This is a genomic window from Symbiobacterium sp., from assembly GCF_040797425.1.
Lineage (GTDB): Bacteria > Bacillota > Sulfobacillia > Symbiobacteriales > Symbiobacteriaceae > Symbiobacterium.
Window position 1 is genome coordinate 16,424 of the sequence record NZ_JBFNEH010000038.1, and the last position, 23,644, is coordinate 40,067.

23 protein-coding genes are annotated in these 23,644 nt (G+C 70.4%); 14 read left to right on the forward strand and 9 right to left on the reverse strand.

Translation table 11 applies throughout. The annotated features are described in order from the left end of the window. Nucleotides 1–32 precede the first annotated feature (32 nt). Nucleotides 33–1,016, reverse strand: coding sequence for a lipoate--protein ligase (locus AB2385_RS12280; RefSeq protein ID WP_367655298.1), 984 nt, complete (start codon nucleotides 1,014–1,016; stop codon nucleotides 33–35). A gap of 235 nt (nucleotides 1,017–1,251) precedes the next feature. Between AB2385_RS12280 and AB2385_RS12285 the strand changes: the two genes are divergently transcribed. The 9 genes from AB2385_RS12285 (at nucleotide 1,252) to AB2385_RS12325 (ending at nucleotide 9,818) form a co-directional block, all read left to right on the forward strand. Then, the gene (locus AB2385_RS12285) at nucleotides 1,252–1,617 is read left to right on the forward strand and encodes a DUF2620 domain-containing protein (protein WP_367655299.1); all 366 of its coding nucleotides are present in this window, start codon (nucleotides 1,252–1,254) and stop codon (nucleotides 1,615–1,617) included. Beyond that, the gene (locus AB2385_RS12290; RefSeq protein WP_367655300.1) at nucleotides 1,617–2,714 is read left to right on the forward strand and encodes an aminotransferase; all 1,098 of its coding nucleotides are present in this window, start codon (nucleotides 1,617–1,619) and stop codon (nucleotides 2,712–2,714) included. The genes AB2385_RS12285 and AB2385_RS12290 overlap by 1 nt, the downstream gene beginning before the upstream one ends. A 14-nt stretch (nucleotides 2,715–2,728) precedes the next feature. Next, nucleotides 2,729–4,006 carry a YhfT family protein gene (locus AB2385_RS12295; RefSeq protein ID WP_367655301.1) on the forward strand — a complete coding sequence of 426 codons (1,278 nt, stop codon included), beginning with the start codon at nucleotides 2,729–2,731 and terminating at the stop codon, nucleotides 4,004–4,006. Between the two features lie 63 nt (nucleotides 4,007–4,069). Continuing rightward, nucleotides 4,070–5,005, forward strand: a complete 936-nt coding sequence (gene yhfZ / locus AB2385_RS12300) for a GntR family transcriptional regulator YhfZ (protein WP_367655302.1) — start codon at nucleotides 4,070–4,072, stop codon at nucleotides 5,003–5,005. A gap of 27 nt (nucleotides 5,006–5,032) precedes the next feature. Further along, entirely contained in the window at nucleotides 5,033–5,401 is a 369-nt protein-coding gene (locus AB2385_RS12305) for a PRD domain-containing protein (protein WP_367655303.1), read from the forward strand. A gap of 20 nt (nucleotides 5,402–5,421) precedes the next feature. After that, nucleotides 5,422–6,447 (forward strand): hypothetical protein, encoded by a 1,026-nt coding sequence (locus AB2385_RS12310; RefSeq protein WP_367655304.1) that lies wholly within the window; start codon nucleotides 5,422–5,424, stop codon nucleotides 6,445–6,447. A 45-nt stretch (nucleotides 6,448–6,492) separates the two neighbouring features. Then, nucleotides 6,493–7,407 carry a phosphotriesterase gene (locus AB2385_RS12315; RefSeq protein ID WP_367655305.1) on the forward strand — a complete coding sequence of 305 codons (915 nt, stop codon included), beginning with the start codon at nucleotides 6,493–6,495 and terminating at the stop codon, nucleotides 7,405–7,407. A 26-nt stretch (nucleotides 7,408–7,433) separates the two neighbouring features. After that, complete coding sequence (locus AB2385_RS12320; RefSeq protein ID WP_367655307.1) at nucleotides 7,434–8,585, forward strand: YhfX family PLP-dependent enzyme; 1,152 nt, start codon at nucleotides 7,434–7,436, stop codon at nucleotides 8,583–8,585. 18 nt (nucleotides 8,586–8,603) lie between these two features. Then, the gene (locus AB2385_RS12325) at nucleotides 8,604–9,818 is read left to right on the forward strand and encodes a phosphopentomutase (RefSeq protein ID WP_367655308.1); all 1,215 of its coding nucleotides are present in this window, start codon (nucleotides 8,604–8,606) and stop codon (nucleotides 9,816–9,818) included. Nucleotides 9,819–9,889: 71 nt separating this feature from the next. On the opposite strand, the gene AB2385_RS12330 is transcribed toward AB2385_RS12325, so the two are convergent. From AB2385_RS12330 to AB2385_RS12365, 8 genes are all read right to left on the reverse strand, one after another. Further along, on the reverse strand, nucleotides 9,890–11,956 hold the full coding sequence (locus AB2385_RS12330; RefSeq protein ID WP_367655310.1) for a glycogen debranching N-terminal domain-containing protein: 2,067 nt from the start codon (nucleotides 11,954–11,956) through the stop codon (nucleotides 9,890–9,892). 78 nt (nucleotides 11,957–12,034) lie between these two features. Further along, nucleotides 12,035–13,444 carry a hypothetical protein gene (locus AB2385_RS12335; protein ID WP_367655311.1) on the reverse strand — a complete coding sequence of 470 codons (1,410 nt, stop codon included), beginning with the start codon at nucleotides 13,442–13,444 and terminating at the stop codon, nucleotides 12,035–12,037. Further along, nucleotides 13,441–14,325, reverse strand: coding sequence for a LacI family DNA-binding transcriptional regulator (locus AB2385_RS12340; protein WP_367655312.1), 885 nt, complete (start codon nucleotides 14,323–14,325; stop codon nucleotides 13,441–13,443). The genes AB2385_RS12335 and AB2385_RS12340 overlap by 4 nt, the downstream gene beginning before the upstream one ends. A 73-nt stretch (nucleotides 14,326–14,398) precedes the next feature. Then, on the reverse strand, nucleotides 14,399–15,583 hold the full coding sequence (locus AB2385_RS12345) for an ROK family protein (RefSeq protein WP_367655313.1): 1,185 nt from the start codon (nucleotides 15,581–15,583) through the stop codon (nucleotides 14,399–14,401). Nucleotides 15,584–15,616: 33 nt separating this feature from the next. Continuing rightward, on the reverse strand, nucleotides 15,617–16,561 hold the full coding sequence (pfkB, locus tag AB2385_RS12350; RefSeq protein WP_367655314.1) for a 1-phosphofructokinase: 945 nt from the start codon (nucleotides 16,559–16,561) through the stop codon (nucleotides 15,617–15,619). Further along, entirely contained in the window at nucleotides 16,561–17,514 is a 954-nt protein-coding gene (locus tag AB2385_RS12355) for an ROK family protein (RefSeq protein ID WP_367655315.1), read from the reverse strand. The genes pfkB and AB2385_RS12355 overlap by 1 nt, the downstream gene beginning before the upstream one ends. After that, nucleotides 17,514–18,587 (reverse strand): bifunctional phosphoglucose/phosphomannose isomerase, encoded by a 1,074-nt coding sequence (locus AB2385_RS12360; RefSeq protein WP_367655316.1) that lies wholly within the window; start codon nucleotides 18,585–18,587, stop codon nucleotides 17,514–17,516. The genes AB2385_RS12355 and AB2385_RS12360 overlap by 1 nt, the downstream gene beginning before the upstream one ends. A gap of 49 nt (nucleotides 18,588–18,636) precedes the next feature. Continuing rightward, complete coding sequence (locus tag AB2385_RS12365) at nucleotides 18,637–19,491, reverse strand: ketose-bisphosphate aldolase (RefSeq protein ID WP_367655317.1); 855 nt, start codon at nucleotides 19,489–19,491, stop codon at nucleotides 18,637–18,639. 322 nt (nucleotides 19,492–19,813) lie between these two features. Here AB2385_RS12365 and AB2385_RS12370 point away from each other — a divergent pair, with 322 nt between their 5' ends. From AB2385_RS12370 to AB2385_RS12390, 5 genes are all read left to right on the forward strand, one after another. Beyond that, a complete protein-coding gene (locus AB2385_RS12370; RefSeq protein ID WP_367655318.1) occupies nucleotides 19,814–20,635 on the forward strand; it encodes an electron transfer flavoprotein subunit beta in 822 nt (273 codons plus the stop codon). 2 nt (nucleotides 20,636–20,637) lie between these two features. Next, entirely contained in the window at nucleotides 20,638–21,669 is a 1,032-nt protein-coding gene (locus AB2385_RS12375) for an electron transfer flavoprotein subunit alpha/FixB family protein (RefSeq protein WP_367655319.1), read from the forward strand. Next, nucleotides 21,666–22,970: an FAD-dependent oxidoreductase gene (locus AB2385_RS12380; RefSeq protein ID WP_367655320.1), complete on the forward strand. Its 1,305-nt coding sequence runs from the start codon at nucleotides 21,666–21,668 to the stop codon at nucleotides 22,968–22,970. Before AB2385_RS12375 ends, AB2385_RS12380 begins: the two co-directional genes overlap by 4 nt. Next, a complete protein-coding gene (locus AB2385_RS12385; RefSeq protein WP_367655321.1) occupies nucleotides 22,967–23,242 on the forward strand; it encodes a ferredoxin family protein in 276 nt (91 codons plus the stop codon). Before AB2385_RS12380 ends, AB2385_RS12385 begins: the two co-directional genes overlap by 4 nt. A gap of 143 nt (nucleotides 23,243–23,385) precedes the next feature. Further along, a partial coding sequence (locus AB2385_RS12390; RefSeq protein WP_367655322.1) for a transposase occupies nucleotides 23,386–23,644 on the forward strand: 259 nt, incomplete at its 3' end.

Sequence of the window (23,644 nt, forward strand, 5' to 3'; positions counted from 1 at the left end):
GAGGACCGGCGGGGACTCTGCGCGCCTGGGGATCACCCCCTGAGCAGCCGCGCCAGATCCCGGGCCGTGATGCCCTGGATGTACCGCCCCACGTCCAGCGGCTCCAGGGCTGCCTCCAGGTGGTCGTCCAGGGGCAGGCCCACAAGGGCCTTCTCCAGCTCCGAGAGCTCCGCACTGCTGAAGAAGTCGCCGTAGATCTTCACGGCCTGGATGCGCCCCGCCTCCACCTGCATGTAGGCGGTGACCAGCCCAGAGGGGAAGCGCTCCTCCACACGCACGTCGTAGGCCGGCGAGGCGCCGTAGTTCCACTCCCAGGTGGCGTACTTCTGGTCGCGCAGCTGCCGCACCTCTTCCAGCTGCGCGGGGGTGAGGGCCATCTCCTGGAGCCCCTCGGTCTGCAGGATGTGCTCCTTCAGCAGCTGCTTGAACTCCTCCATCGAGACAGGCCGGGGCGCGTGGGCGTTGATGGTGGTCACCCGGCTGCGCACCGACTTCACGCCCTTGGACTGGAATTTGGCCTCCCGCACCTTGAGGGCGCTGGCCACGACCGTGATGTTGGAGTTCAGCATGATGCACCCGTGGTGCAGCACGCGCCCCCGCCGGACGTACTGGGCGTTGCCGCAGAACTTCTTGCCGTCGATGGTGAGGTCGTTGCGGCCCGTGAACTCCGCTTTCACCCCGATCTTCTCGAGGGTCTTGATCACCGGCACGACGAAGACGGCGAAGTTGAGGTCCGGCGCGGCCTCCTTGTCCACGATGAAGGTGTAGTTCAGGTTTCCCAGGTCGTGGTAGACCGCACCGCCGCCCGAGAGCCGCCGGACCACGCGGATGCCGTGCTCCGTCACGTATTCTTGGTTGATCTCCTCGTAGGTGTTCTGATGCCGGCCCACCACGATGGTGTTCTCGTTCTGCCAGAGGATGAAATAAGACTGCGAGGGGTCCAGCCGCTCAAACACGTACTCCTCGAAAGCGAGGTTGAAGTACGGGTCCGTGCTCCCCGTCTCCAGGTAGATCATCCGGCTTTGCTCCTTTCAAGCGGGGCCGCCCGGCCCCGCTCACTCTCTCATTCACCGGGGCCGCCGCCTTTCCCGGGGCGGATGGCCCCTTTTGACGCGCTTACAATAGACTTTCGCACACGGAAGACACTCCCCTCCCCCGGAGAGACTATTCTTCCCGGCCGCGTTGACCCGCCCGGCCCGGGCACTGTATAATATACAGGAAACTGTAGAATGGAAGGGGTGGATTGGGTTGGTGCGCTTCGCCATTGGCGGTCAGGTCGACAAGAAGAAGGTGGCGGAACTGGTCCGGCAGGTGGGCGGCGACGCCGTTCAGGTCACCGAGGCCAGCGACCTGGAGGCGGCCATGCAGGTGAAGACCGGCAAGGCCGACTACTACCTGGGCGCCTGTCACACCGGCGGCGGCGGCCTGGCCATGGCCATTGCCATGCTGGGCAAGTCTCAGTGCCTCACCGTCTCGATGCCCGGGCGGCCGCCGAAGGAAGAGGAGATCCGGAAGGCGGTGGCGGACGGGGTGAAGGCGTTCGCCTTCACGGCCGACCACGCCGAGCGCGCGGTACCGATGATCGTGAAGGCGATCCTCGAAAGGAGCCAGGGTTGATGTCGCTTGAGACCTACCCCCTCCCCGCCCTCTCCCTCGCGGAGGCAGCCGCTCTCCAGTGGCGGCTCGTGGACCTGATCCACCGGCACTTCGACGGCCACGCGATCCTGCAGACCGGCGACCTGGGCGTGGTGCCCGGGCTGGGGCGCCCGCGGGCCACCGCCCAGGTGGAGCGGGTCCTCGCCGACCTCTTCGAGGCGGAGGACGCGGCGCTGGTGCGGGGGGCGGGCACGGGGGCGATCCGGGCGGCCCTGCAGGCGCTCCCCGGCGCCCGGCGGATCCTCGTCCACCGGGCCCCCGTCTACTCCACCACCCGCGTCACCCTCGCGGCGATGCGGCTGGAGGTGCTCGAGGCGGACTTCCACGACCCCGCGGAGGTGGCCCGGGTGGCCCGGGAGGTGGACGTGGCGCTCGTGCAGCACGCACGGCAGCGCATGACCGACCGGTACGACATCGGCGCCGTCATCCGCACCCTGCGCCAGGCGGCGCCCGGGTTGCCCGTCATCACCGACGACAACTACGCCGTCTGCAAGGTGCCCGCGATCGGCGTCCAGCTCGGGGCCACGGCCTCGACCTTCTCGCTCTTCAAGCTCCTGGGCCCCGAGGGTGTGGGGTGCGTGGTGGGCGAGGGCGCCCTCATCGAGCGCATCCACCGGGACGCCTACTCCGGCGGGACGCAGGTGCAAGGTCCCGAGGCCATGGAGGCCCTGCGGTCGCTGGTCTATGCCCCGGTGGCGCTGGCCCTGCAGGCGCAAGTCGTACAGGAGGTGGTCGACCGGCTCAACGCAGGAGAGGTCCCCGGTGTGGCAGCGGCCGCAGTGGCCAACGCCCAGTCCCGCGTGGCGCTGGTTCAGCTGGAAGAACCCATCGCCGACCGCGTGCTGGCCGCAGCCCCGCAGTTCGGCGCCGCCCCCTATCCGGTGGGCGCCGAGTCCCGTTACGAGGTCTCCGCCATGTTCTACCGCGCATCCGGTACCTTCCTGGCCGACCGACCGGATCTGGCCCCGTACCTGCTCCGGATCAACCCGATGCGGGCGGGCGCCGAGACGGTCCTCCGCGTGCTCCGGCAATCGGTGGAAGCTGCTTCGAAGCCGTAAAGGAGAGATGACGCGTGGAACTGCTCAAGCTCGTGGTCGCAGCACTCATGGGCGGCCTCGCCGCCTATCTGGCCCAGCAGGGCATCGCGGTCTTCAACGACGGCCTCCGTCCCATCCTGCCTGAGTTCCTGGAAGGGCGCATGAAGCGCCGTGAACTGGCGCTCACCTCCTTCGCCCTGAGCTTCGGCCTCGTAATCGGTTTCGGCATCCCCTTCTCCCTCACCAGCCAGCTCATCCTGATCCACAGCATCTTCCTAGCCACCGACATCATCGGTACCTCGTCCCCCAACAAGTGGCTGGCCGCCGGACTCGGCGCCGCCTGGGGCGTGCTCCTCACCATCGGCCTGCAGGCGGTGGTCGACGCCTTCGCCCTGCTGCCCGTGAACTTCCTGGACGCCCTTGGCCAGGTGAGCTCTCCCATCGTCTCGGCCTTTGCGGTGTTCCCGGCCCTCGCCGTGGCCCTGCACCACGGGTGGCAGAAAGGCGCCATCACCCTCGCCATCCAGCTGCTCGTCCGCCAGCTGGTGGTGCGCTTCAACCCGATCGCCATCGGCTCCGCCAACATCAACCTGAACGTCGAGGGTACCGCCCTGGTCGTCGGCATGATCCTGCTGCTCATCTTCGCCGCGCGTGAGAAGGCCGACGTGAGCGCCGAGACCAGCCTGGCCGCCGTTTTCTCCGACCGGGTGAAGCGCATCAAGCAGAACGCCCTGGTCCTCTCCGTCATGGGCGCCCTGGTGGCCGCCGCCGCCAACCTGGGCGTGGTCGCCGGCGACCCGATCAGCCTGAGCCTCGCGGCCGAGGGCAACCTGCTGGACGCCGGCATCGCCGCCCTGGCCCGGGGCATCGGCTTCGTGCCGCTGGTCGCCACCACCGCCGTGGCCACCGGCGTCTACGGCCCCGTCGGCATGACCTTCGTCTTCGCCGTGGGCTTCTTCTCGCCGCACTGGATCGTGGCCGCCATCCTGGGCGCCGTGATCATCTTCCTCGAGGTCGTGCTGCTGGACGTCATCGCCCGGTTCCTCGACCGGTTCCCGGGCATCCGTCAGGCCGGTGAGCACATCCGCACGGCCATGACGAAGGTGTTGGAGGTCGCCCTGCTGGTAGGCGGCATGATCGCCGGCAACGCCATGGCGCCCGGCCTGGGCTACTTCGTGGTCGCCGCGCTCATCGTCCTGAACGAGGCGGCCGGGCTGCCCGTGAACCGGCTGGCCATCGGTCCGGTCGCCGCCATCGTGACGGGCATCCTGATCAACATCCTGAAGCTGCTGACCCTCTTCACCCCGGCGTAATCAATCCGGAAACCGCGGGGGCGGGGCGTGGCCCCGCCCCCGTGCTCAGGGGAGGAACACCGCATGAACCCGTGGCAGTCGGACCTCTACCGCAAGTACGGCCGGGTGGCCATGCAGATCGCCGCCGACCTGCTCTCGCTGCGCCCCGGGGACCGCATTCCCCGCGTGCAGGACTACGCCCGGCGCTGCGAGACGGGGAACGGCACCGTGCAGAGCGCCCTGCGGTCGCTGGTGGACGCGGGGGCGGTGCAGGTGGAGGCCCGTGGGCACCTGGGCACCTTCCTGGTGCAGGCCGACTACCGCAAGCTCCGGGAGATCGCCGGGTTCACCTCGCTGCTGGGGTTGATGCCCCTGCCCTACACCCGCCGGTACGAGGGGCTCGCCTCGGGGCTGTACGAAGCGGTGCGGGGCAGCGACATCCCGTTCAGCCTCGGCTACATGCGGGGCGCCAGGAGCCGCGTCGCCGCAGTGCGCCGCGGGCAGGCTGATTTTGCGGTGCTCTCCCGCCTGTCGGCGGACCTGGCGGTGGCCGAGGGCGGCGTCGTCGCCGTGATGGGGCTCGGTCCCGAGAGCTTCGTCTACCGCCACGGCATCCTGCTGGCCAACCCCCAGTTCACCGGCATCACGGACGGCATGCGGGTGGGGGTCGACCCGCAGACCCTTGACCAGGCCCGGCTGACCGAGCTGGAGTGCCGCGGCAAGCAAGTGGAACTGGTGGAGGTTCCCTACTCCCACCTCATCCCGCGGCTCCGGGAACACCAGATCGACGCCGCCATCTGGAACCTGGACGAGTTCTCGGCCGGCATGATGGAGGTGCACTCCCTGCCGCTGCAGAACCCGGAGGCCGTGCGGGTGTCGGAGACCGCCACCGAGGCCGTGCTGGTGATCAACGCCGACCGCCCCGACCTGGAGCGGCTCCTGCCGGAGACTATCGCCCCCGCCGTCGTGCGGCAGGTGCAGGAGGAGGTCCTGGAGGGGCGGCGGATTCCCTCGTACTGATCCAGAACACGTTTGGGAGGGAGCCCCTTGTCGCTGGAACTGCGACTCCAGCTGCTGGAAGAGAGCGGGCAGATCGGCCCGGAGGTGGCGGATCTGACCCGCCATGTGATCCGAAAGGTCGAAGAGCGCTACGGCGTCGCACTCACGGAGGAGAACGGTGCGATGTTCGTCACCCACCTGGCGGTGGCCCTGGAAAGGCTGCGCACCGGGCAGGCCATCGACGTCATGCTGGCGGAGGGGCTGGCCGAGGTGAAGGCATACCCCCGGGAGTGGGCCTTCGTGAGCGAGGTCGTGGCCGGGGAGGCCGGGCGCCGGCTGGGCGTGAAGATGCCGGAGGGGGAGATCGGCTTCCTCACCGCGCACCTGATCACCCTGCTGCACCCGGAGGGGCTGTGACGTCCCGGTGGCGCCGGTCGGTGGCGGCCGCGCAGGCAGAGCTGGGCCGCTCGGTGGTCGCCCTGGCGCCCGGGGCGGCCGACACCGACCGGGAGGACGGCGTGCTCCGCTTCGGCGTGAAGGACACCGCCGCCATTGAGGACGGCCTCCGCCGGCGGCTGGCCGCCGAACCCGGCCTGGGCTGGCTGACGGTGGACCGGGCGGCGCCCGGGGGCCGGGCGGTGGACACCGGCCTCACCAACCCGCTCACCGGGCGGCCGATGACCGGCTCCACCAGCGGCGGGCCGGTGAACATCCTGCTTGGCCTCATCGACTTCTGCGTGGGCACGGACGGCGGGGGCTCCGTGCTCGGACCCGCGCTCGCCACCGGCCTCGCCGGCGTGATCGGCGCGGGGATGGGGCTCGTCTCGTCCGTGGAACGGGTCTCCACCGACGGCTACCCCTTCCGGCCCAGCCTGGGCGTCATCGGGCGCGACTGGCCCACCGCCCGCGCCGGCCTGGCGGCCCTGCTCAGGGCCGCCGGGGTGGCGCCGCCCCCCGCAGCCGACCTCGCGGGCGTGCGGGTTGCCGTACCCCGCCCGGGCTCCGTGACGCTGCCCGACGGGGCCGACATGGCGGCGGAACTGGCACCCTGGCTCGCGCCCCTCTGGGCGGCCGGGGCGGTGGCCGTGGAGGTGGATATGAGCGGAATCGCCGCCCGTGACCGGTCCCTGGACCTGCTGCGGCGCCTCTGGGACTCCGCGGACCTGGCCGTGACCCTGGAGGGGCCCGTGGACCTCTACGGCCTGGGCGACTCGGTGGTGGGGGTCCTGGGCAGGCCCGGCGCCCAGCTGCAGGCCCTGGGGGGCAAGTACCTGCTGCGGTCGGTCAACCTCGCCGGCTGTACGGGGGTGGCTCTGCCGGTTCCCCGGCTCGCCTCGGGCCTCGTCCTGGCCGGCCCGCCCGGCGCCGCTGGCGCCGGCCGCACCCTGGCGGCGGCGGACCTGCTGGCGCCCTCCCTCAGGATGCCGCCGGTCTTCGGGCGATACTTCTTTCAGCTTCCCTGACGGTACGGCTCCCCTGATTCGGCACACACCCGGGAGGAGGATTCCATGGCGCACATCATGACGGTTCTCGGCCCGATCAACCCCGCCGAACTGGGCCCCACCCTGATGCACGAGCATCTGTTCATCGACCTCTCGGGACGGAAGCGCGACCCCGACACCATCCTGGACAACCTCGAAGTCGCCTGCCAGGAGGTCGCCCACCTGCAGCGGGCCGGGGGCAGGGCGCTGGTGGAGGTGACCTGCCACGGCATGGGCCGCCGGGTGGACCTCCTGCAGGAGGTGGCCCGGCGGACCGGGCTTCAGGTGATCGCAGCCACCGGCTTCTACCAGCAGGCCTACCACCCGCCGTACGTGGCCGAGCGCACGGCCGAGGAGCTGGCCGAAATGCTCATCCGGGAGTGCGAGGAGGGCATGGACGGCACCCCGGTGAGGCCCGGCATTCTGGCCGAGATCGGCACCTCGAAAGGTGAGATCCGGCCCGACGAGGCCAAGGTCTTCCGGGCGGTGGCGATCGCGCACAAGGCCACTGGCCTGCCCATCTCCACCCACTGCACGCTCGGCACCATGGGGCTGGAGCAGCTGAACCTGCTGGAGGCCGAGGGGGTAGACCCATCCCGGGTGGTGATCGGCCACCAGGATCTGCGCGACGATCTGGAGACACACGTGGCACTCGCCCGGCGCGGCGCCACCGTCGCTTACGACACGGCCGGCAAGGAAGCCTACATGCCCGACGCGGTACGGGTGCGGCTGATCACGGGAATGCTGGAGCGGGGCCTGGGTGACCGGGTCGTCCTCTCCATGGACGTGACCCGCCGCTCGCACCTCAAGGCCAACGGAGGCTACGGCTACAGCTACCTGTTCGACCGGCTGGTGCCGGAGCTGCAGGCGGCCGGCGTGAGCGACGCGGAGCTCCACCTGATGCTGGTGGAGAACCCGCGCCGCATCCTGACCGTCCCCTGAGGCACCCCGGGAGAGGAGAGAGGCCCATGTTCCTGGAGACGACGATGCGGCGGAACCCCCGCCTGATCGAGGCGGCGCTGCGGTTCCACGCGGAGCGGCGACTGCCGCCCAACACCTATGTGCTGGACCTGGACGCCATCCGGGCCAACGCCCGGATCCTGGCGGAGGCGGCGCGGCGGGTCGGCATCCAGCTTTACTTCATGTCCAAGCAACTCAACCGCAACCCGCAGGTGATCCGTGCGGTGGCCGAGGCGGGCATCCCCCGCGGTGTGGCCGTCGACATCGACGACGCCCGCGCTTTTCGCGCCGCCGGCGTGGCCCTCGGCCACGCGGGCCACCTGGTGCAGATTCCCCGGGCCCACCTCCCGCAGGTGCTCTCGTGGCGGCCGGAGGTGCTGACGGTCTTCTGCCTGGACCAGGCCCGAGCCGTGAGCGAGACCGCCACGGCCCTGGGGCTGCGGCAGGACGTTCTCCTGCGCGTGGCCGCCGGCTGCTTCTACCCCGGCCAGGAAGGCGGAATCCCCCTGGAGGAGCTGCTGGAGGTGGCCCGTGCGGTCGTCGCCCTGCCCGGCGTCCGGGTCGTGGGCGTGACCGCCTTTCCCTGCCTGGTGGCAGAGGACGGGCGGCCCGCGGCCACCCCGAACCTGGAGGCGGCCGTCCGGGCGGCGGATCTGCTCCGGCGGGAGCTGGGGCTTGCGATCACCCAGGTGAACGCCCCCTCCCTGACTTGCACCGCCACGCTGCCCATGCTGGCGCGGGCGGGGGCCACCCACGGCGAGCCGGGCCACGCGCTCACCGGCACGACGCCGCTGCACGCGGTGACGGACCAGCCAGAGCTGCCGGCGATGCTCTACCTCACGGAGGTCTCGCACACCTACGGCGGCCGGGCCTACGCCTACGGCGGCGGCAGCTACCCGAGGGGCCACATGCGGCGGGCCCTGGTGGGTACGGCACTTCGCCCGGCCTCCCTGCAGCGGCCCGCCGCTGAAAACATCGACTACTACCTGACGCTGGACGACCCCCAGGCCCGGGTGGGCGAGCCCGTGATCGCCGCCTTCCGCACCCAGGCCTTCGTGGCCCGGGCCAACCTGGCCCTGCTGGAGGGCGTACAGGCCGGGGCGCCGCGGCTGGCCGGCCTCTTCGACCGGGCGAACCAGCCGCTGGACCTCGGGATCTGACGGAGAAGAGGTGCTGACATGCGCAAGCGTGCGATCGTACTGGTGCTGGACGGTTTCGGCGTGGGCGCCATGGCAGACGTGGCGCAGGTGCAGCCGCGCGACCAGGGGGCCCACACCCTGGCCAGCCTGGTCCGCGCACAGGGTCATCTGGAGATTCCCACCCTGCTCAGGCTGGGCCTGGGCCGGATCGCGCCCGAGGCCGGGCTGCCGCCCGCCGGCACGCCCGAGGCCGCCTGGGGCCGTTGCAACCTGGCCCATCACGGCGCCGACACCTACGCCGGCCACAACGAGATTCAGGGTAACCGGCCCCGCCGGCCTGTCATCGCCCTGTTCCGGGAGGTGGCGGATGCGGTGCGTGACCGGCTGGTCCAGGCCGGCCACCGGGTGGAGACCGCCATACCGGGCGGCAGTGCGCTGTTGGTGGACGGACAGATCCTGGTGGGGGACAACCTGGAGACCGACCCCGGTCGCATCTACAACGTCACCGGCCCGCTGGATGCCGTCCCCTTCGACCGCATCCTCCGGGTCGGGCGCCTGGTGCGGGAAGTGGCCCGCGTGAGCCGGGTGATCGCCCTGGGCGGCGTGCGCATCACGGTGGACGACATCCTGGCCCACACGCGCAACACCCCGGCCGGACAGACCGGGGTGGTCACGCCGGAGCTGCACATCTACAATGAGCACTACCGCGTCCGGCACCTGGGCTATGGCATCGACCCCGCCGTGCAGGCGCCGAGCCTCGTGGCCGCCACTGGGCTGCCGGTGGCGATGATCGGCAAGATGGCCGACGTGGTGGAGTGCCCCGCGGCCCGCTGGCGCGATCCGGTGGTCGACACCGACCTGGTGCTGCAGCAGGTGCTGGAGCAGCTGGACCAGATGCAGGGCGGCGGCTACATCGCCGCCACGGTGCAGGAGACCGACCTCTCCGGCCACGAGGAGGACCCGGCCAAGTACGCCGCGATCCTGGCCCGGGCGGACCGGGGCATCGCCCGCCTGCTCGAGCGCCTGCAGCCCGGCGACCTCTTGATCATCCTGGCCGACCACGGCAACGACCCGCTCATCGGCCATTCTCTCCACACCCGGGAGCAGGTGCCCCTGCTGGTGACGGGGCCTGACGTGCGACCGGTGGACCTGGGCGTGCGCACCACGATGGCCGACGTCGCGGCCACCGTGTGCGACCATCTCGGGGCACCGGCCCCGGAGTTCGGCACCAGTTTCCTGGGGCTGCTGCACTAGCCAGACAGCGGAGCCGGCTGCCACCTTCCGTGTGGCAGCCGGCTTCTTGCTTATGATGTGCCTGAGAAGGGCTATCCGGTAACGACCCGGAGGGACGGCTCGCCCGTCACCTCCGCCCGCACGCCCGCGGGGGTCACCTCCAGGTTCACCCGGGCGCCGCCCACGCGCAGGCCCCGGACTGTCACCCGGCCCAGCCATTCCGGCAGGGTGGGGTTGATCCGCAGGGTCCCCCCGGCGGCGTCGGGCTCGAGGCCGAGCATCGCCTGCACCAGTGCGATGGGGGTGGCCGCCGCCCAGGCCTGGGGCGAGCAGGCCACGGGGTACTCCACGGGAACGCCCACGTCCCGCGGGAAGCCGCAGAACAGCTCGGGCAGCCGGAAGTGCTCGAAGTGGGAGGCCGCGTCCACCAGGCCGCCGATCACCTGGTTCGCGTCGCGGTAGAACCCGTAGCGCTTGAGCCCCAGCACGCAGAGCGAGTTGTCATGCGGCCAGACCGAGCCGTTGTGGTAGCTCATCGGGCTGTACGTCGGCTCCTCGGCGCTCAGGGTGCGGATGCCCCAGCCGCTGAACATGTCCGGGGCGACGAGCCGCTGGGCCACGGCGGCGGCGCGCTCCTCCGCCACGATGCCCGACCAGAGGCAATGGCCGATGTCGGACGAGACGGTGCGCACCTGCCGCTTCTCCCCGTCCAGGGCGATGGCGTAGTACTGCCGGTCCGGCATCCAGAAGGCTTCGTTGAACCGCACCTTCAGGTCGGCCGCCTCCTGGGCCAGCCGCAGGGCCAGCTCCTTCTCGCCCAGCGCGTGCAGGATCGGCGCCAGGCGGCGCTTGGCGTCGTACACGTAGCCCTGCACCTCGGAAACCGCCACCGGGCTGGAGGCCCGCCGGCCGTCCGGGTGGCACATGGAGTCCGGCGAATCCTTCCACGACTGAACCTTGAGGCCCGCACCCGGGTCGGCCCGGAACTCGACGAAGCCGTCGCCGTCCAAGTCGCCGTACCGGTCCAGCCACCCGATGGCTTCCCGCACGCTGGGCATCAGCTCCCGCACCAGGTCGAGGTCCCCGGTCCAGGCGTGGTACTCGCAGAGCAGCACCAGGAACAGCGCCGTGCTGTCCACGGAGCCGTAGTAGCGGCCGTAGGGGACCTCCCCCAGGTTGGCCATCTCGCCGTGGCGCACCTCGTGCAGGATCTTGCCGGGCTCCTCGGCCCGGAACGGGTCGACCTCCTTGCCCTGGAGCGCCGCCAGCGTCCGGAGGGTGCCCCGCGCGAAGTCGGGGTTCAGGGCGAGGGCCTGAATGGCGGTGATGATGGAGTCGCGCCCGAACGGCACCGCGAACCAGGGGATGCCGGCGACGGGGAACAGCCCATGCCCCTGGTCGGCCGCCAGCAGCCGCAAGTCCTTCACCGACCGCTCGATCAACCGGTTGAAGAGCGGGTGGTCCGTCTCGATCGCCGTGCAGGTGCGGGACCAGTCGGCGTAGTCGCGCCGCAGAGCTTCGAGGGCCTGGTCGAACCCGTGACAGATGGGGAAGGCCCCGTTCTCGGCGGGCAGGACCGCCACGTCCACCACGGCCGTGCCCTTCGGGCCCAGGGTCAGCGCCCAGGCGGCCTGCTCGCCGGCGAGGCTGGTGGGCGGCGTGAGGAACCGCACCCGGGTCTGGCGCAGCACGCCGTCGCGGCCCCGATACCCCAGCGTGACGGCTCCGCCTTCCACCCGTTGCTCCTCGAACACGCCGTGACCCGCGGGCGGAATCCCCCGCACCTGGAACAGGTCGGCGAAGTCGGCCTCAAACCGCAGGTCCAGCCGCACCGAAACCGGCTCGAGCCGCATGTTGGTGACCGTGATGCGCTCGTACATGGCACCCGCGTGGATGACCCGCTGCCGCTCCAAACCCAGAGTCACCCGGTTGAAAATCTGGTGGCTGGCCCCGGACTGCAGGAAGACCCGCTGCACGTAGTTGTCCGCGGCCGTTCCTCCCAGGAGGTCAGGCCGCTCCCCGTCCACGCGAAGCTCGAAGCGGCTGAGGTAGCGGGTGTCTCGGAAGTAGAGCCCCAGCGGTCCGTCTTCCGGCGCGATGTCTCCCCATCGGTTGGATACTTGGAACAGGTCTCCTTCACGGGTGACAAGGTAGTCCATGAACGGTTTCCTCCTTAACAATCCGGGGACCCGCCGCAGGGCGGATCCCCAGGGCCATCTCTCCACCACTGGCGGGGATCACTCGCATGCCTGCCGGCCGGCCGTCATGTGAAGGGGAACCCCCTCCGCCTCCACGGCCCAGCCCGGCTCCCGGGAGGTGACGGTGAGGACGGCACCGTCCCACTCGAGGTCGAACCGGTTGGTGCCGACCCGCACGTCCCTCAGGCTAGCCCGCGGCCAGCCGGCGGGGAAGCGGGGCCGGAGCAGCAGGGTCCGCTCGTGGGCGCGGGGTTGCAGGCCGAACACCTGCGAGACCACCGGCCACGCGATGGCGTAACCCGACCACGCCTGCAGGAAGCAGCCGCCGTCGGGCAGGATCTCGGGCACGGCACCGGGCATGTGCCGCTCCAGAGTTTCCGCCAGGACGCGCACGCGGGCGAGGGCCTCATCCGGCCGCCCGTAGTTCAGTTCAGCCACCGCAAGCACCCCCGTGTTGATGCTCATCGCGGCGGCGCGCTCGATGCCGTTCAGGTACATGCCCCACGGGCCGGTGAACTCGCTGGACTCCACCCGCGCCAGCACGCGGGAGGCGCGCTCGGCGGGCGCGAGCCCGGCCTCCAGCGGCGTGATGACAATCCAGTTCTTGAGCAGCCAGGGCCGCCGCGCGTCCGGGTTCGGGTCGGCCTCGGCCCGGGCCAGCAGGTGGGCATAGGCGGCGCGGACGTCCGGGCGCGCATGGTCCACGTACTGCGAGCGGACCGACCGTTCCACCAGTGCGCGCAGCCGGGGGGCGATCTCCCCGGGAGTGGCCAGCAGGTCGCCGTACATGCCCTCCTCCTCGATCCAGAAGGCCTCATCGAGGCGGCGGCAGACGGCCTCCCGCAGCCGGCGGCTGCGGCCGGCGGTCTCGGCATCGCCCACGGCCTCCGCCATGCCGGCGAGGGCCTCCAGCGCCTGCGCCGTGTAGGCGGCGGCGTCGATCATCTGCAGGTCGAGCCCCTCCACCTCCATCATGCCGCTGCCCCGGGGCAGCGCCTCCCCCGGTGCGCAGCGCTCGCCCATCACCCAGCCCAGGAGGCCCTGCCGGCAGAACGGGTAGCTGCGCCGGAGGAAGTCCATGTCGCCAGTCCAGAGGAACGTCTGCCACACGGCGTTCACGTACTGCGGGGTCTCCTGCACGTTGCCCCGGTGGTACACGTGGCCGAGGGGGGTCGCCTCGTGGATCACCCGGCCGCTCTCGCCGTTGGCCTGCCAGCTGACCCGCCGGAGTGCATCCAGGGTCTCCACCGCCAGCTCGTGCTGGCCCAGCGCCAGGCAGCCCAGCACGGCGTAGGCGCTGTCACAGCCGAAGAGCCACATGTAGTCCGGTGCGCCCGCGCCGAGGAAACGCCCGAGCCCGGGCACGTCGCGCACCAGCCAGTCGTAATTGCACTTGATCCAGTCCCAGGCGCGCTGGACTGCGGCGTCGGGAACCTGCAGGCGGCTCATCCTGAGCAGCCGCCCGTACCGCCCGCGCTTCGCGGCGGGTCGGTGTAAGCCGAAAACGGCGTGCCGTCGAAGCCCACCACGGAGACGTCGCCGGGCACCCGCAGCCCCTCCTCCCGTGCGGCGCGCAGCACCCCCCGCGCCATGATGTCCGACGCGGCCATGATGGCCGTGGGGCGCTCCGGGAGGCGCAGCAGCACCCGGGCAGACGTGTAGCCGCTTTCCTCGGAGAGGTCGCCCTCCAGGACCAGGGCCGGGTCGAAGGGCAGGCCGTGGCGCTGCAGGGTCTCGCGGTACCCGGCCAGGCGGTACTGGGCGAACATGTACTTGAGCGGCGCGCCGATAAAGCCGATGCGCTTGTGCCCCAGCGCGATCAGGTGCTCGATCGCCATCTGCGCACCGGCCGAGTTGTCCACATCAATCCAGTAGTCCACCGGCTGCTGGCAGCGCCCGAACAACACGAAGGGAATGTCCCGCTTCTGCAGCCACTCCACCCGGGGGTCGATAGCCTGGGACTCGAGCACGATCACACCGCCCAGGCGCCTGCGCAGGAGCTCGCGCGGCGGGTCATCCTCGTTCTTCCCGGGGTGGAGCAGAAGCAGGCCGACGTGGCGCTCCGCCGTCACGTCCATCACGCCGCTGATGAACTCCAACAGAAACGGGTCCGCATGGCGGGGGGCGGGCATCAGCAGTCCGACGATGTCCGCCTGCCGGCGTGCGAGGCCCTGCGCCCAGCTGTTGGGATGGTAGTCCAGCTCGCGAATGGCCGCGAGCACCCGCTCCCTCGTCTCGGCCGCCACCCGCGGGTCGTTGTTCAGCACGTAGGAGACGGTGGCCACCGACACCCCTGCGTGGCGCGCAACCTGTTTGATCGTCACAGCCATGGGCCTCACTCCCTGAGCCGACGGAATCCTTCTGCCTGAAAATGATACCCCCATTCTTGACCGCGCGCCAGCGCTAGTGGGCCATCCAGTCGAGCACCGCCGGCTCCGTCCTGCCCCGGAAAAACCGGTCCAACACCAGCGCTGCCGCGCCGAACGCGGCGGCGTCGTCGCCCAGGGCCACCGGGCGCACCGGCACGACGGCCGCCTTCGGGTCCAGCGCGTGAGCGGCAATAGCCTGCCGCATGGGTCCGAGTACCAGTTCGCCCGCCCGGGCCACGCCGCCGCCGATGAGCACCAGTTCGGGATCGAGGGTCTTCACCAGGTTGGCGATGGCCACGCCCACGTAGGTGCCGGCGTCCGCCAGGGCGCGGATGGCGCGGGGGTCGCCGGCCTGCGCCGCCTGCACAACCGCTTCGACGCTCTCCATCCCCGCCCGCTCCGCGATGGCGGGGCCGGAGGCCACGGTCTCCAGGCAACCCCGGCTGCCGCAGCGGCACGGAGGCCCGCTCAGGTCGACGGTGAAGTGGCCGATCTCCCCCGCCAGGGCCCGGCCGCCCCGGAAGAGCCGCCCGTCCATCACAATGCCCGAACCGATGCCGGTACCCACGCGCACGCAGACGAAGTTCTCCACGCCCCGGCCCGCCCCGAACCAGAGTTCGCCCATGGCCGCACAGCGCACGTCGTTGTCGGCCACCACGGCGGTCCCCAGCCGCTTCGCCAGCATGGCGGCGAAGGGCACGTCCCGCCAGCCGAAATGCGGGGCGAACCGCATCACGCCCGACGCGTGGTCCACCACCCCGTGCAGGGCGGCGCCCACCCCGATCAGGCGGCGGGGAGCCGTGCCGGCGATCACCCGGCGCACGGCGGCGGCCAGCGCCGCCGCCGCCTCGTCAGGCCGCAGACCCGGCCGCACGGGGAACTCGACTCGCCCGCGCACGCCGCCTGTCGGATCCACCGCCAGCACCTGCGCCCGGGCGATGGTGAGGAGCACCCCCACGGCCACCCCCCACGAGGGGTTGAGGGAGAGCGGCACCGCCCGACGGCCGGCGGAGGCTGCGGGCTGGCCTTCCCCCTCCACCAGCAGCCCGTCTTCCAGCAGCGCCGCCGTGATAGCTCCCACCGTGGGCGGGGTCAGGCCGGTGAGGCGGGCCAGTTCGCTGCGGGCCAGGCTACCGTGGCGCCGGATGGCGTCGAGGATCTGGTACTGGTTCAGCTCCTTCAGGAGCCGGGCATTGCCGGGCACGAGCCGCCGCTCCACCCCACCACCTCCTTCGTCGACGATAGGCGTTCGTCAGACCGGCTCCACGCGGACCCGTCGCGCCAGCCGCTCCACCTCAGCGGGGTCCACGTCCGCCACGCCGGCCGTGCGCGCGTTGGCAGTGCCGCAAGCCACGGCCTGGCGGAGCAGCTCCTCCGGGCCGAGACCCCGCACCAACCCGCAGGCGAGCCCGGCCACCGCCGAGTCCCCTGACCCGACGGGGTTGAGGGCCGCTACCTGCGGCGGCACCGCCCGCCAGGCCCCGGCACCGTCCGGCCCCACCAGGAGCGCCCCGTCCGCCCCCAGGGAGACCAGTACCCACTCCGGGCCGGCCGTCCGCATCCGGCGGGCGGCCTCCAGCACGTCGGCCTCCGTCTCCAGCGGGCGGCCCGCCCAGCCGGCCAGCTCCGCCCGGTTGGGTTTCACCACGTATGGCCGGGCCACCAGGGCCTCCCGGAGGGGCTGCCCGCTGCTGTCGAGCACCACCCTGACCTGACAGGAACGAGCCCTCTCGATGAGGTAACGGTAGATCTCCGGCTCGACGCCAGGCGGCACGGAGCCGGAGATGGTGACCAGCTCGGCCCCGGCCAGCAGGCGGTCGTAGCGGGCCTTGAAGCGGGCCACGTCCTCCGGCCCCAGTTCGGGCCCCCGCTCCCTGAGTTCGGTCACCACGCCGGTCTCCGGGTCGGTGAAGGCGTAGCAGGTGCGGCTCTCGCCGGCCACCTCCACGTACTCGGGCACCACGCCGGCGCGCCGCAACTCGTCCTGGATGAAGCGGCCGGCCGCACCGCCGGCAAAGCCGGTGGCGGCGACGCGCACCCCCAGGCGGGCCAGGACCCGGGCGACGTTGTTGCCCTTCCCGCCGGCCACCCGGCGCACCGCGGCCGCCACGTGGATCCCGCCGGGGGAAAAGCCGGGCACGGTGTAGGCCACGTCCACCGCGGCGTTCAGGGTCACCGTCAGCACGTACCGCTCCATCACGCCATCACCAGTCCGTCCACCAGGGTGGCGGCGCCCACAACCCCGGCCTCGTCGCCCAGTTCGGCGGGCACCAACTCCACGTGGTCCCGGATGGGCGACATCAGCCGCTCCCGGGCCACCCGGCGGGCGGGCTCCAGCAGCAGGTCACCGGCCAGCGACACGCCGCCGCCCACGATGATCGCCTCCGGCCCCAGCAGGTTGTAGTAGACCGTCACCCCCAGGCCGAAGTCGGTGCCGATCTCCTCCCAGAGCTGGAGCGCCAGCCGGTCGCCCGCCCGGGCGGCCTCGGCCAGCGTCCGGGCCGAGATCTCCTCCGGCGGCAGGGCCCGCAGGGACGAGGGGTCCGGCCGCTGGGCGAGGGCCTCCAGGGTCCGCCTGCGAATGCCCGGGCCGGAGCAGAGCGCCTCGAGGCAGCCGCTGGCCCCGCAGCCGCAGCGGGGTCCGCCCGCGGGGCGGATCGGCAGGTGACCAAACTCGCCGGCGGTGCCGTAGGGCCCCCGGTAGATCTGCCGGTCGATCACGATGCCGCCGCCGATGCCGGTGCCGATCGCGGTGAAGAGGAACGACCGGTACCGGCGGCCGGCGCCGAAATGGAGCTCGCCGAGGGCGCCCACCCGCACGTCGTTGTCCATGGTGACCGGCAGGCCGAAGCGCTCCCGGAATGGCGTGAGCACGTCCACGTTCCGCCAGTTCGCGAAGTTGGGCGAGAAGATGGAGATGCCGGCCTCCCGGTCCATGGTGCCCGTGATGCCCAGGCCGATGCCCAGCACCGGTCCCGGCGACCGGGAGAGCAGCTCCGCCACCATCTCCTGCATCACCCCGATGACGACCCGGGGGCCCTCCCGGGCCGGTGTCGGCCGCTTCAGGGTGGCCAGCTGACGCCCCGCACTGTCCACCACGGCGCCGACGATGTTGGTGCCGCCCAGGTCGATGCCGATGGCCAGCCGCATCACTGACCCACCTTTTTCTTGAACAAGTCGATGATCGCCACCGGGGTGGGGTCGACCCCCTTGGCGATGGCCATGTAGCAGGAGACGAAGTCACCCAGCACCACCAGCGAGAGCATCCGCGCCAGGAGCGACTCGCCGCGGCTCCACACCTCCACGCAGGCCCCCGCCCGCTCGGCCAGGATCTCGCGGGTGGCCGTCCAGCGCTTCTGCATCTGCGCCGACTCGCCGGCCCGGTCGCGCAGGAGCACGAAGGCCAGTTGCCTGAGCAGTTCAGGCTGCATGTCCCAGCCCACCGCCTCGTCGTGGTGCAGGTGGGGGATGGTGTTCCAGAAGGCCATGTACTTGCCGTTTTCGCCCAGCTGGTTCTTCCAGCGCCAGGCCACGGCGTCGAAGTGGTCCGCGAAGCCGTAAATGACCGGGATCTTGTCCATAATCTCCCGGGTGACCTGCTTGGCCAGGTTCCGCTCCACCGGCGACTCGGGCCCGTACTCGGACGCCAGCGCCGCCAGCAGGTCGAGGGACTCGGCCAGCGCCTGCGACTGGTCGCCGCACAGGCCCCAGCGCTCCAGCATGAGCAGGATGGGAACGAAGATGTAGCCGATGGCCACCCGGGGCATCAGGCCGCCGGGCACGTCGAGGTACGGGGCGCCGAGGCGGGTGGCGGTCTCCTTCAGCCGGCCGCCCGCGCCCATGGCCACCAGCGTCGCGCCGGTGCGGGCCGCCTGCTCAAAGGATGAGTTGATTTCCTCGGTCTTGCCCGAGTGGCTCACGGCGATCACCACGGAGTGCTCATCCACGTAGCCGGGACAGTTGTAGCCCTGCACCACCTGGATGGGCACCTTCGCCTCGTGGAAGAGGTAGCTGCGGAGCAGCTGGCCGCTGGCGGCGGAGCCGCCGCCGGTGCCGAGGATGACCACCTCATGCAGGTCCGCCGGCAGGGGCGGGAGCGAAAAAGCGCGGGCGAGGGCGATGCCCTCACGAAACTGCTGCGGGTAGCCGATCTGGAGCGCCAGCATGCCCTGGGTGTCGGCGGTCCGGATGGCGGCTGCGTCCTGTAGGTCAATCGTGGCCATAGGTTCTGCCTCCTTTGCGAATCGGTCGCGGGATCGTCTTGCAGTCGGGTCACGCCTTGCCGCCCGAACCCACCATGCGGATCTTGGCCCGCACCACGTCCTGAACCGCCCGCATCACGGGCTTCAGGATGGGCCTGGGGTCGTATTCCTCGGGCTGGTCGGCCAGCGACTGGCGGAGGCCCTGCGCCCACGCCCATTTGGCCTCGGTGGAGACGTTCACCTTGCGGATGCCGTGCCGGATGGCACGCTGGACCTCCTCGTCGGGCACGCCGGAGCCGCCGTGCAGCACCAGCGGCACCCGGGCGGCATCCCGGATCGCCGCGATGCGGTCGTGGGCGAGCTTCGGTTCCCACCGGTAGAAGCCGTGGGCCGTGCCGACGGCGACGGCCAGGGCGTCGACCCCCGTCTCGGCGACGAAGCGGGCGGCCTCGGCCGGATCCGTGAGGGCGGCCTCAGCCTCGGAGACGCTGATCTCCTCCTCCTGCCCGGCGACCCGACCGAGCTCCGCCTCGACGGAGACGCCGCACGCGTGGGCCAGCTCCACCACCTTGCGGGTGGCGGCGATGTTCTCCTCCAGCGGGAGGCGGGAGGCATCGATCATCACCGAGGAGAAGCCGGCCTGAATTGCCCGCACGGCCACCTCGTAGGAGGCGCCGTGGTCCTGGTGGAGCACGACGGGCACGGGCGACACCCGCGCCAGATGGCCGGCGAAGACCCGCACGTTGTCGTAGCCGCAGAACTTGAGCGTGCCCTCGGTGAACTGCAGGATGATGGGCGAGCGCTCCTCGGCGGCCACCTGGAGCACCGCCGGCATGACCTCCAGCGAGTGAACGTTGATGGCGGGGACGGCATAGCCCCCGGCCTCAGCCTGGGCCAGTACCTCTTTCAGCGTCACGAGTGGCATGGTGATCCACCTCTTCCCGGGCCGGCGGCCCATTTGTAATTTAATCTAATTAATTTGCGCCGGGGTTCGGATTTTCCTGCTGCGCCCGCCGTGTGCCTGCACCAGTTCTCCGCAGAGAGCAATCCGGGTGAGTGACCGCAGCGAAGGCTCACCCTTATGTGCCTGGCGGCGGCGCTCCGGACTACTGGCAAATGAGTTAAGTATTGCACGGCGAAGGTGCTAGGGTAGGTGGATACCCTGTCCAAAAGTCGACTCCACGGGTCCCGAAACAACGTATACATTAGAGAAAGAGTTCCCTGCGCGTGTCGAAAGGGGGATCCGAGTGCACATCGTAGTATGCGTAAAACAAGTTCCCGACAGCCGTGAGATCCGAATCGATGCCAAGACCGGCACGCTGATTCGGGAAGGCGTTCCATCCATCATGAACCCCTATGACCTGCACGGGGTCGAGGCTGCGCTCGAGCTCCGGGAGAAGTACGGCGGGCGTGTCACCGTCATTACCATGGGGCCGCCCATGGCCGAGAAGGTCCTGAAGCAGGCCATCAGCCTGGGGGCGGATGACGCCGTGCTGGTCACGGACCGCAGGTTCGGCGGGGCCGACACCCTGGCCACGGCATACACCCTCTCCGAGGCCATCAAGAAGGCCGCGGCCACCTGGGGCCCGGTGGATCTCGTGATTGCCGGGAAGCAGACCATCGACGGCGACACCGGCCAGGTGGGACCGGGCATCGCCTGCCGCCTGGGCCTGGAACAGCTCACCTACGTGGAGCGGATCGTTGCGGTGGAGGGGCGCCGCATCCGGGTGGAGCGCCACCTGGAGGATGGCCTTGAAGTCGTGGAGACCAACCTGCCTGCACTGGTCACCGTGCTGCAGGAGATGAACACGGTCCGGCGGGCGTCGCTGCCGGGCATGCTGGCCGGTGCGCGGTACAAGCCCATCGTGTGGACGGTGCAGGACTTCCCCGACATCGACGTCAGCAAGATCGGCCTCAAGGGCTCGCCCACCATCGTCGCCCGGTCATGGGTGCCGGAGGTGCGCAAGGTAAACACCACCTACGTCGACAGCGCCGCGGCCCTCTGGGAGGCCCTCTGGAAGACCGACCTGCCCGAGCGGCTGGGCTGGACCGCGGCAGAGGGGGAGTGACGATGGAACTGGAATACCAGGGCATCATGGTTTGGGTCGAGCAGCGGGACGGCATCGCCAAGCCGGTCAGCTGGCAGCTCATCGGGCAGGCCCGGCGCCTCGCGGAGAAGATCGGCGCCGAGGTCTTCGCACTGGTGCAGGGCCACCAGGTGGAGCACCTGGCGCAGGAGGCCATCTACTACGGCGCCGACCGGGCCTACCTCGTCGACCACCCGGTCCTCAAAGATTACCGAACCCAGCCCTACAGCGTCTCCACCCTGGAGGTCATCCGCCAGGTGAAGCCGGAGATCGTCCTGATCGGGGCCACCTACCAGGGGCGCGACCTCGCCGGCGCCATCGCCACGCACCTGCCCACCGGCCTCACCGCCGACACGACGATGCTGGACGTGGAGCCCAACCCGTCCCGCCTCCTGCTCGCCTCCCGTCCCGCCTTCAGCGAGAAGCTGATGGCCACGATCCTCTGTAAGAAGTACAAGCCCCAGATGGCCACCGCCCGCCCCGGCATCTTCGAGGCCCTGCCGCGCGACGAAAGCCGCACCGGCCAGATCCTCCGCGTGCCCTTCGACATGAAGGAGGAAGAGATCGCCACCAAGGTACTCCAGTTCTACCAGGACGAGGAGCGGGTGAACCTGGAGGACGCCCAGGTGATCGTGGCCGGCGGCCGGGGCATCGGCGGCCCCGAGGGCTTCGCGGTGCTGAAGGAGCTGGCCGACCTGCTCGGCGGCGTGGTGGGCGCCAGCCGTCCCTGCGTGGAGCAGGGCTGGATCAAGAACACCCACCAGGTGGGCCAGACCGGCAAGACCGTGCGGCCGAAGCTCTACATCGCCGTGGGTATCTCCGGCGCCGTGCAACACACCATCGGCATGACCGGTTCGGACGTGATCGTGGCCATCAACAAGGACCCGAACGCGCCGATCTTCAACGTGGCCCACTACGGCATCGTGGGTGACTGGCAGCAGGTGGTGCCGGAGCTGATCCGCGTGATCAAGGCCGGCAAGCCCGCCGTGGCCGGAGCAGGAGGTGCAGCCAAGTGACTGAACGCTTTGACGCCATCGTCGTGGGCGCGGGTCCGGCCGGCACGGCCGCGGCCCTCACCATAGCCCGCGGCGGGCTGAACGTGCTGGTGATCGAGCGGGGCGAGTTCCCGGGCGCCAAGAACGTGTTCGGCGGCGTGCTCTACCGCCACCACCTGGAGGAGCTGATTCCCGACTGGTGGACGAAGGCGCCGCTGGAGCGCCGGATCGTCGAGCAGAACTACTGGCTCTTGAATGACGACGGAGCGGTGAAGATCGGCCACCGCAGCCGCCGCTACGTGGATGGCAAGCCCAACAACTTCACCGCCATGCGGGCGAAATTCGACCGCTGGTTCGCCAGCCAGGCCGAGGAGGCCGGCGCCCTCCTCATCTGCGAGACCACCGTCACCGAGCTGCTGATGGAGGGCGACCGGGTGGTGGGCGTGCGCACCGACCGGGAGCAGGGCGACGTCTATGCCCAGGCGGTGATCATCGCCGACGGCGTGAACTCCCTCCTCGGCAAGCAGGTGGGGGCCCACCGGGAGCTCGAGCCCGGCCAGGTCTCGCTGGTGGTGAAGCAGACCCTGGCGCTGCCCAAGGAGAAGATCGAGGACCGCTTCGGCCTCGAGGAGGGCGAGGGCGCCACCATTGAGATCCTGGGCTCGCCGAGCCAGGGCATGGTGGGGCTCGGCTTCCTCTACACCAACGTCGACTCGCTCTCGCTGGGCCTCGGCATCATGGTTGACGACCTCGCGGCCACCGGCGCCAGGCCCTATGAACTGCTCGAGAACATGAAGCAGCACCCTGCCCTCCGCAAGCTTCTGCAGGGCGCCGAGGTGAAGGAGTACGCCGCCCACCTGATCCCGGAGGGCGGGCTCCGGGCGATGCCGAAGCTGGCCGGCCCGGGCTGGATGATCTGCGGCGACGCCGCCGGCATGGTGAACGCGGTGCACCGGGAGGGCACCAACCTGGCCATCACCTCGGGCCGGCTGGCCGGCGAGGCGGTGGTCGCCATGGCGAAGACCGGCGACTTCTCGCCCGAAGGTTTCCAGGCCTACGCCAGGGCGGTTCAGGCCTCGTACATCCAGCGCGACCTGGCCAAGTACCAGCGGCTGCCGGCCTTCCTGCACGACCGGAAGGATCTGCTGATGGAGAAGCTGCCTGACGCCCTCAACGACAGCCTGTACGAATGGTTCAACGTGGATGACCGGCCGAAGGCCGAGCACCAGCGGCAGATCGTGCGCAACGTCATGGAGGCGGCCGGCGGCATGTGGGGCCTGCTGCGCCTGGCACATCAGGGATGGAGGGCGATCAACGAATGAGCGTATCGGTCGAGGAACTGCTCTTCACCATCCGGTACCGCTGCGACACCGAGTCGCACCTGGCCATCCGCGATCAGACCAGGTGCAGCACGTGCAACCAGCCGTGCCTGACCTTCTGCCCGGCCGAGGTCTACACGTTCCGGGACGGGGCGATGCACGTGGCGTACGAGAACTGCATCGAGTGCGGCACCTGCCGCATCGCCTGCCCGCACCAGAACATCGAGTGGCGCTATCCCCGGGGCGGCTTCGGGGTGGCCTACAAGATCGGCTGAGTACTCCCCCCGACGGGCGCACACGGGAAAACCCCGCTGCGGATACCGCAGCGGGGTTTTCGCAGGTTGAAGACAAAATCCGGGTAACCCCTCGCGGGTGCCCGGATTTTGTTGTACAATGGCAACATAAGCAGTATCTGGCGGTGGTGAATGCGGTGCTTCGGGAACATGGACACGCACAGCGCAAGTACGAGCTAGTGCTGATCGAAGACTTGGTGCCCCAAGATCATCTGCTTCGGAAGATCCAAGCGATACTTGATACCGACTTCATCCGGGAGCGCACTGCCAGGTTTTACAGCGACCGCGGGCGACCGGCCATCGATCCGGTAGTGCTGGTGAAGATGGAGCTCATTTCATACCTCTTCGGCATCCGATCGGATCGGCGTTTGGTCGAGGAGATCC

Excerpts from the sequence above, each read along its gene's own strand:
- AB2385_RS12375 (WP_367655319.1), top strand. The coding sequence starts at position 20,638 with ATGGAACTGGAATACCAGGGCATCATGGTTTGGGTCGAGCAGCGGGAC.
- AB2385_RS12315 (WP_367655305.1), top strand. The coding sequence starts at position 6,493 with ATGGCGCACATCATGACGGTTCTCGGCCCGATCAACCCCGCCGAACTG.
- AB2385_RS12340 (WP_367655312.1), bottom strand. The coding sequence starts at position 14,325 with ATGGCTGTGACGATCAAACAGGTTGCGCGCCACGCAGGGGTGTCGGTG.
- AB2385_RS12280 (WP_367655298.1), bottom strand. The coding sequence starts at position 1,016 with ATGATCTACCTGGAGACGGGGAGCACGGACCCGTACTTCAACCTCGCT.
- AB2385_RS12360 (WP_367655316.1), bottom strand. The coding sequence starts at position 18,587 with ATGGCCACGATTGACCTACAGGACGCAGCCGCCATCCGGACCGCCGAC.
- AB2385_RS12325 (WP_367655308.1), top strand. The coding sequence starts at position 8,604 with ATGCGCAAGCGTGCGATCGTACTGGTGCTGGACGGTTTCGGCGTGGGC.
- AB2385_RS12355 (WP_367655315.1), bottom strand. The coding sequence starts at position 17,514 with ATGCGGCTGGCCATCGGCATCGACCTGGGCGGCACCAACATCGTCGGC.
- pfkB (WP_367655314.1), bottom strand. The coding sequence starts at position 16,561 with ATGGAGCGGTACGTGCTGACGGTGACCCTGAACGCCGCGGTGGACGTG.
- AB2385_RS12365 (WP_367655317.1), bottom strand. The coding sequence starts at position 19,491 with ATGCCACTCGTGACGCTGAAAGAGGTACTGGCCCAGGCTGAGGCCGGG.
- AB2385_RS12330 (WP_367655310.1), bottom strand. The coding sequence starts at position 11,956 with ATGGACTACCTTGTCACCCGTGAAGGAGACCTGTTCCAAGTATCCAAC.
- AB2385_RS12385 (WP_367655321.1), top strand. The coding sequence starts at position 22,967 with ATGAGCGTATCGGTCGAGGAACTGCTCTTCACCATCCGGTACCGCTGC.
- AB2385_RS12290 (WP_367655300.1), top strand. The coding sequence starts at position 1,617 with ATGTCGCTTGAGACCTACCCCCTCCCCGCCCTCTCCCTCGCGGAGGCA.
- AB2385_RS12320 (WP_367655307.1), top strand. The coding sequence starts at position 7,434 with ATGTTCCTGGAGACGACGATGCGGCGGAACCCCCGCCTGATCGAGGCG.
- AB2385_RS12335 (WP_367655311.1), bottom strand. The coding sequence starts at position 13,444 with ATGAGCCGCCTGCAGGTTCCCGACGCCGCAGTCCAGCGCGCCTGGGAC.
- yhfZ (WP_367655302.1), top strand. The coding sequence starts at position 4,070 with ATGAACCCGTGGCAGTCGGACCTCTACCGCAAGTACGGCCGGGTGGCC.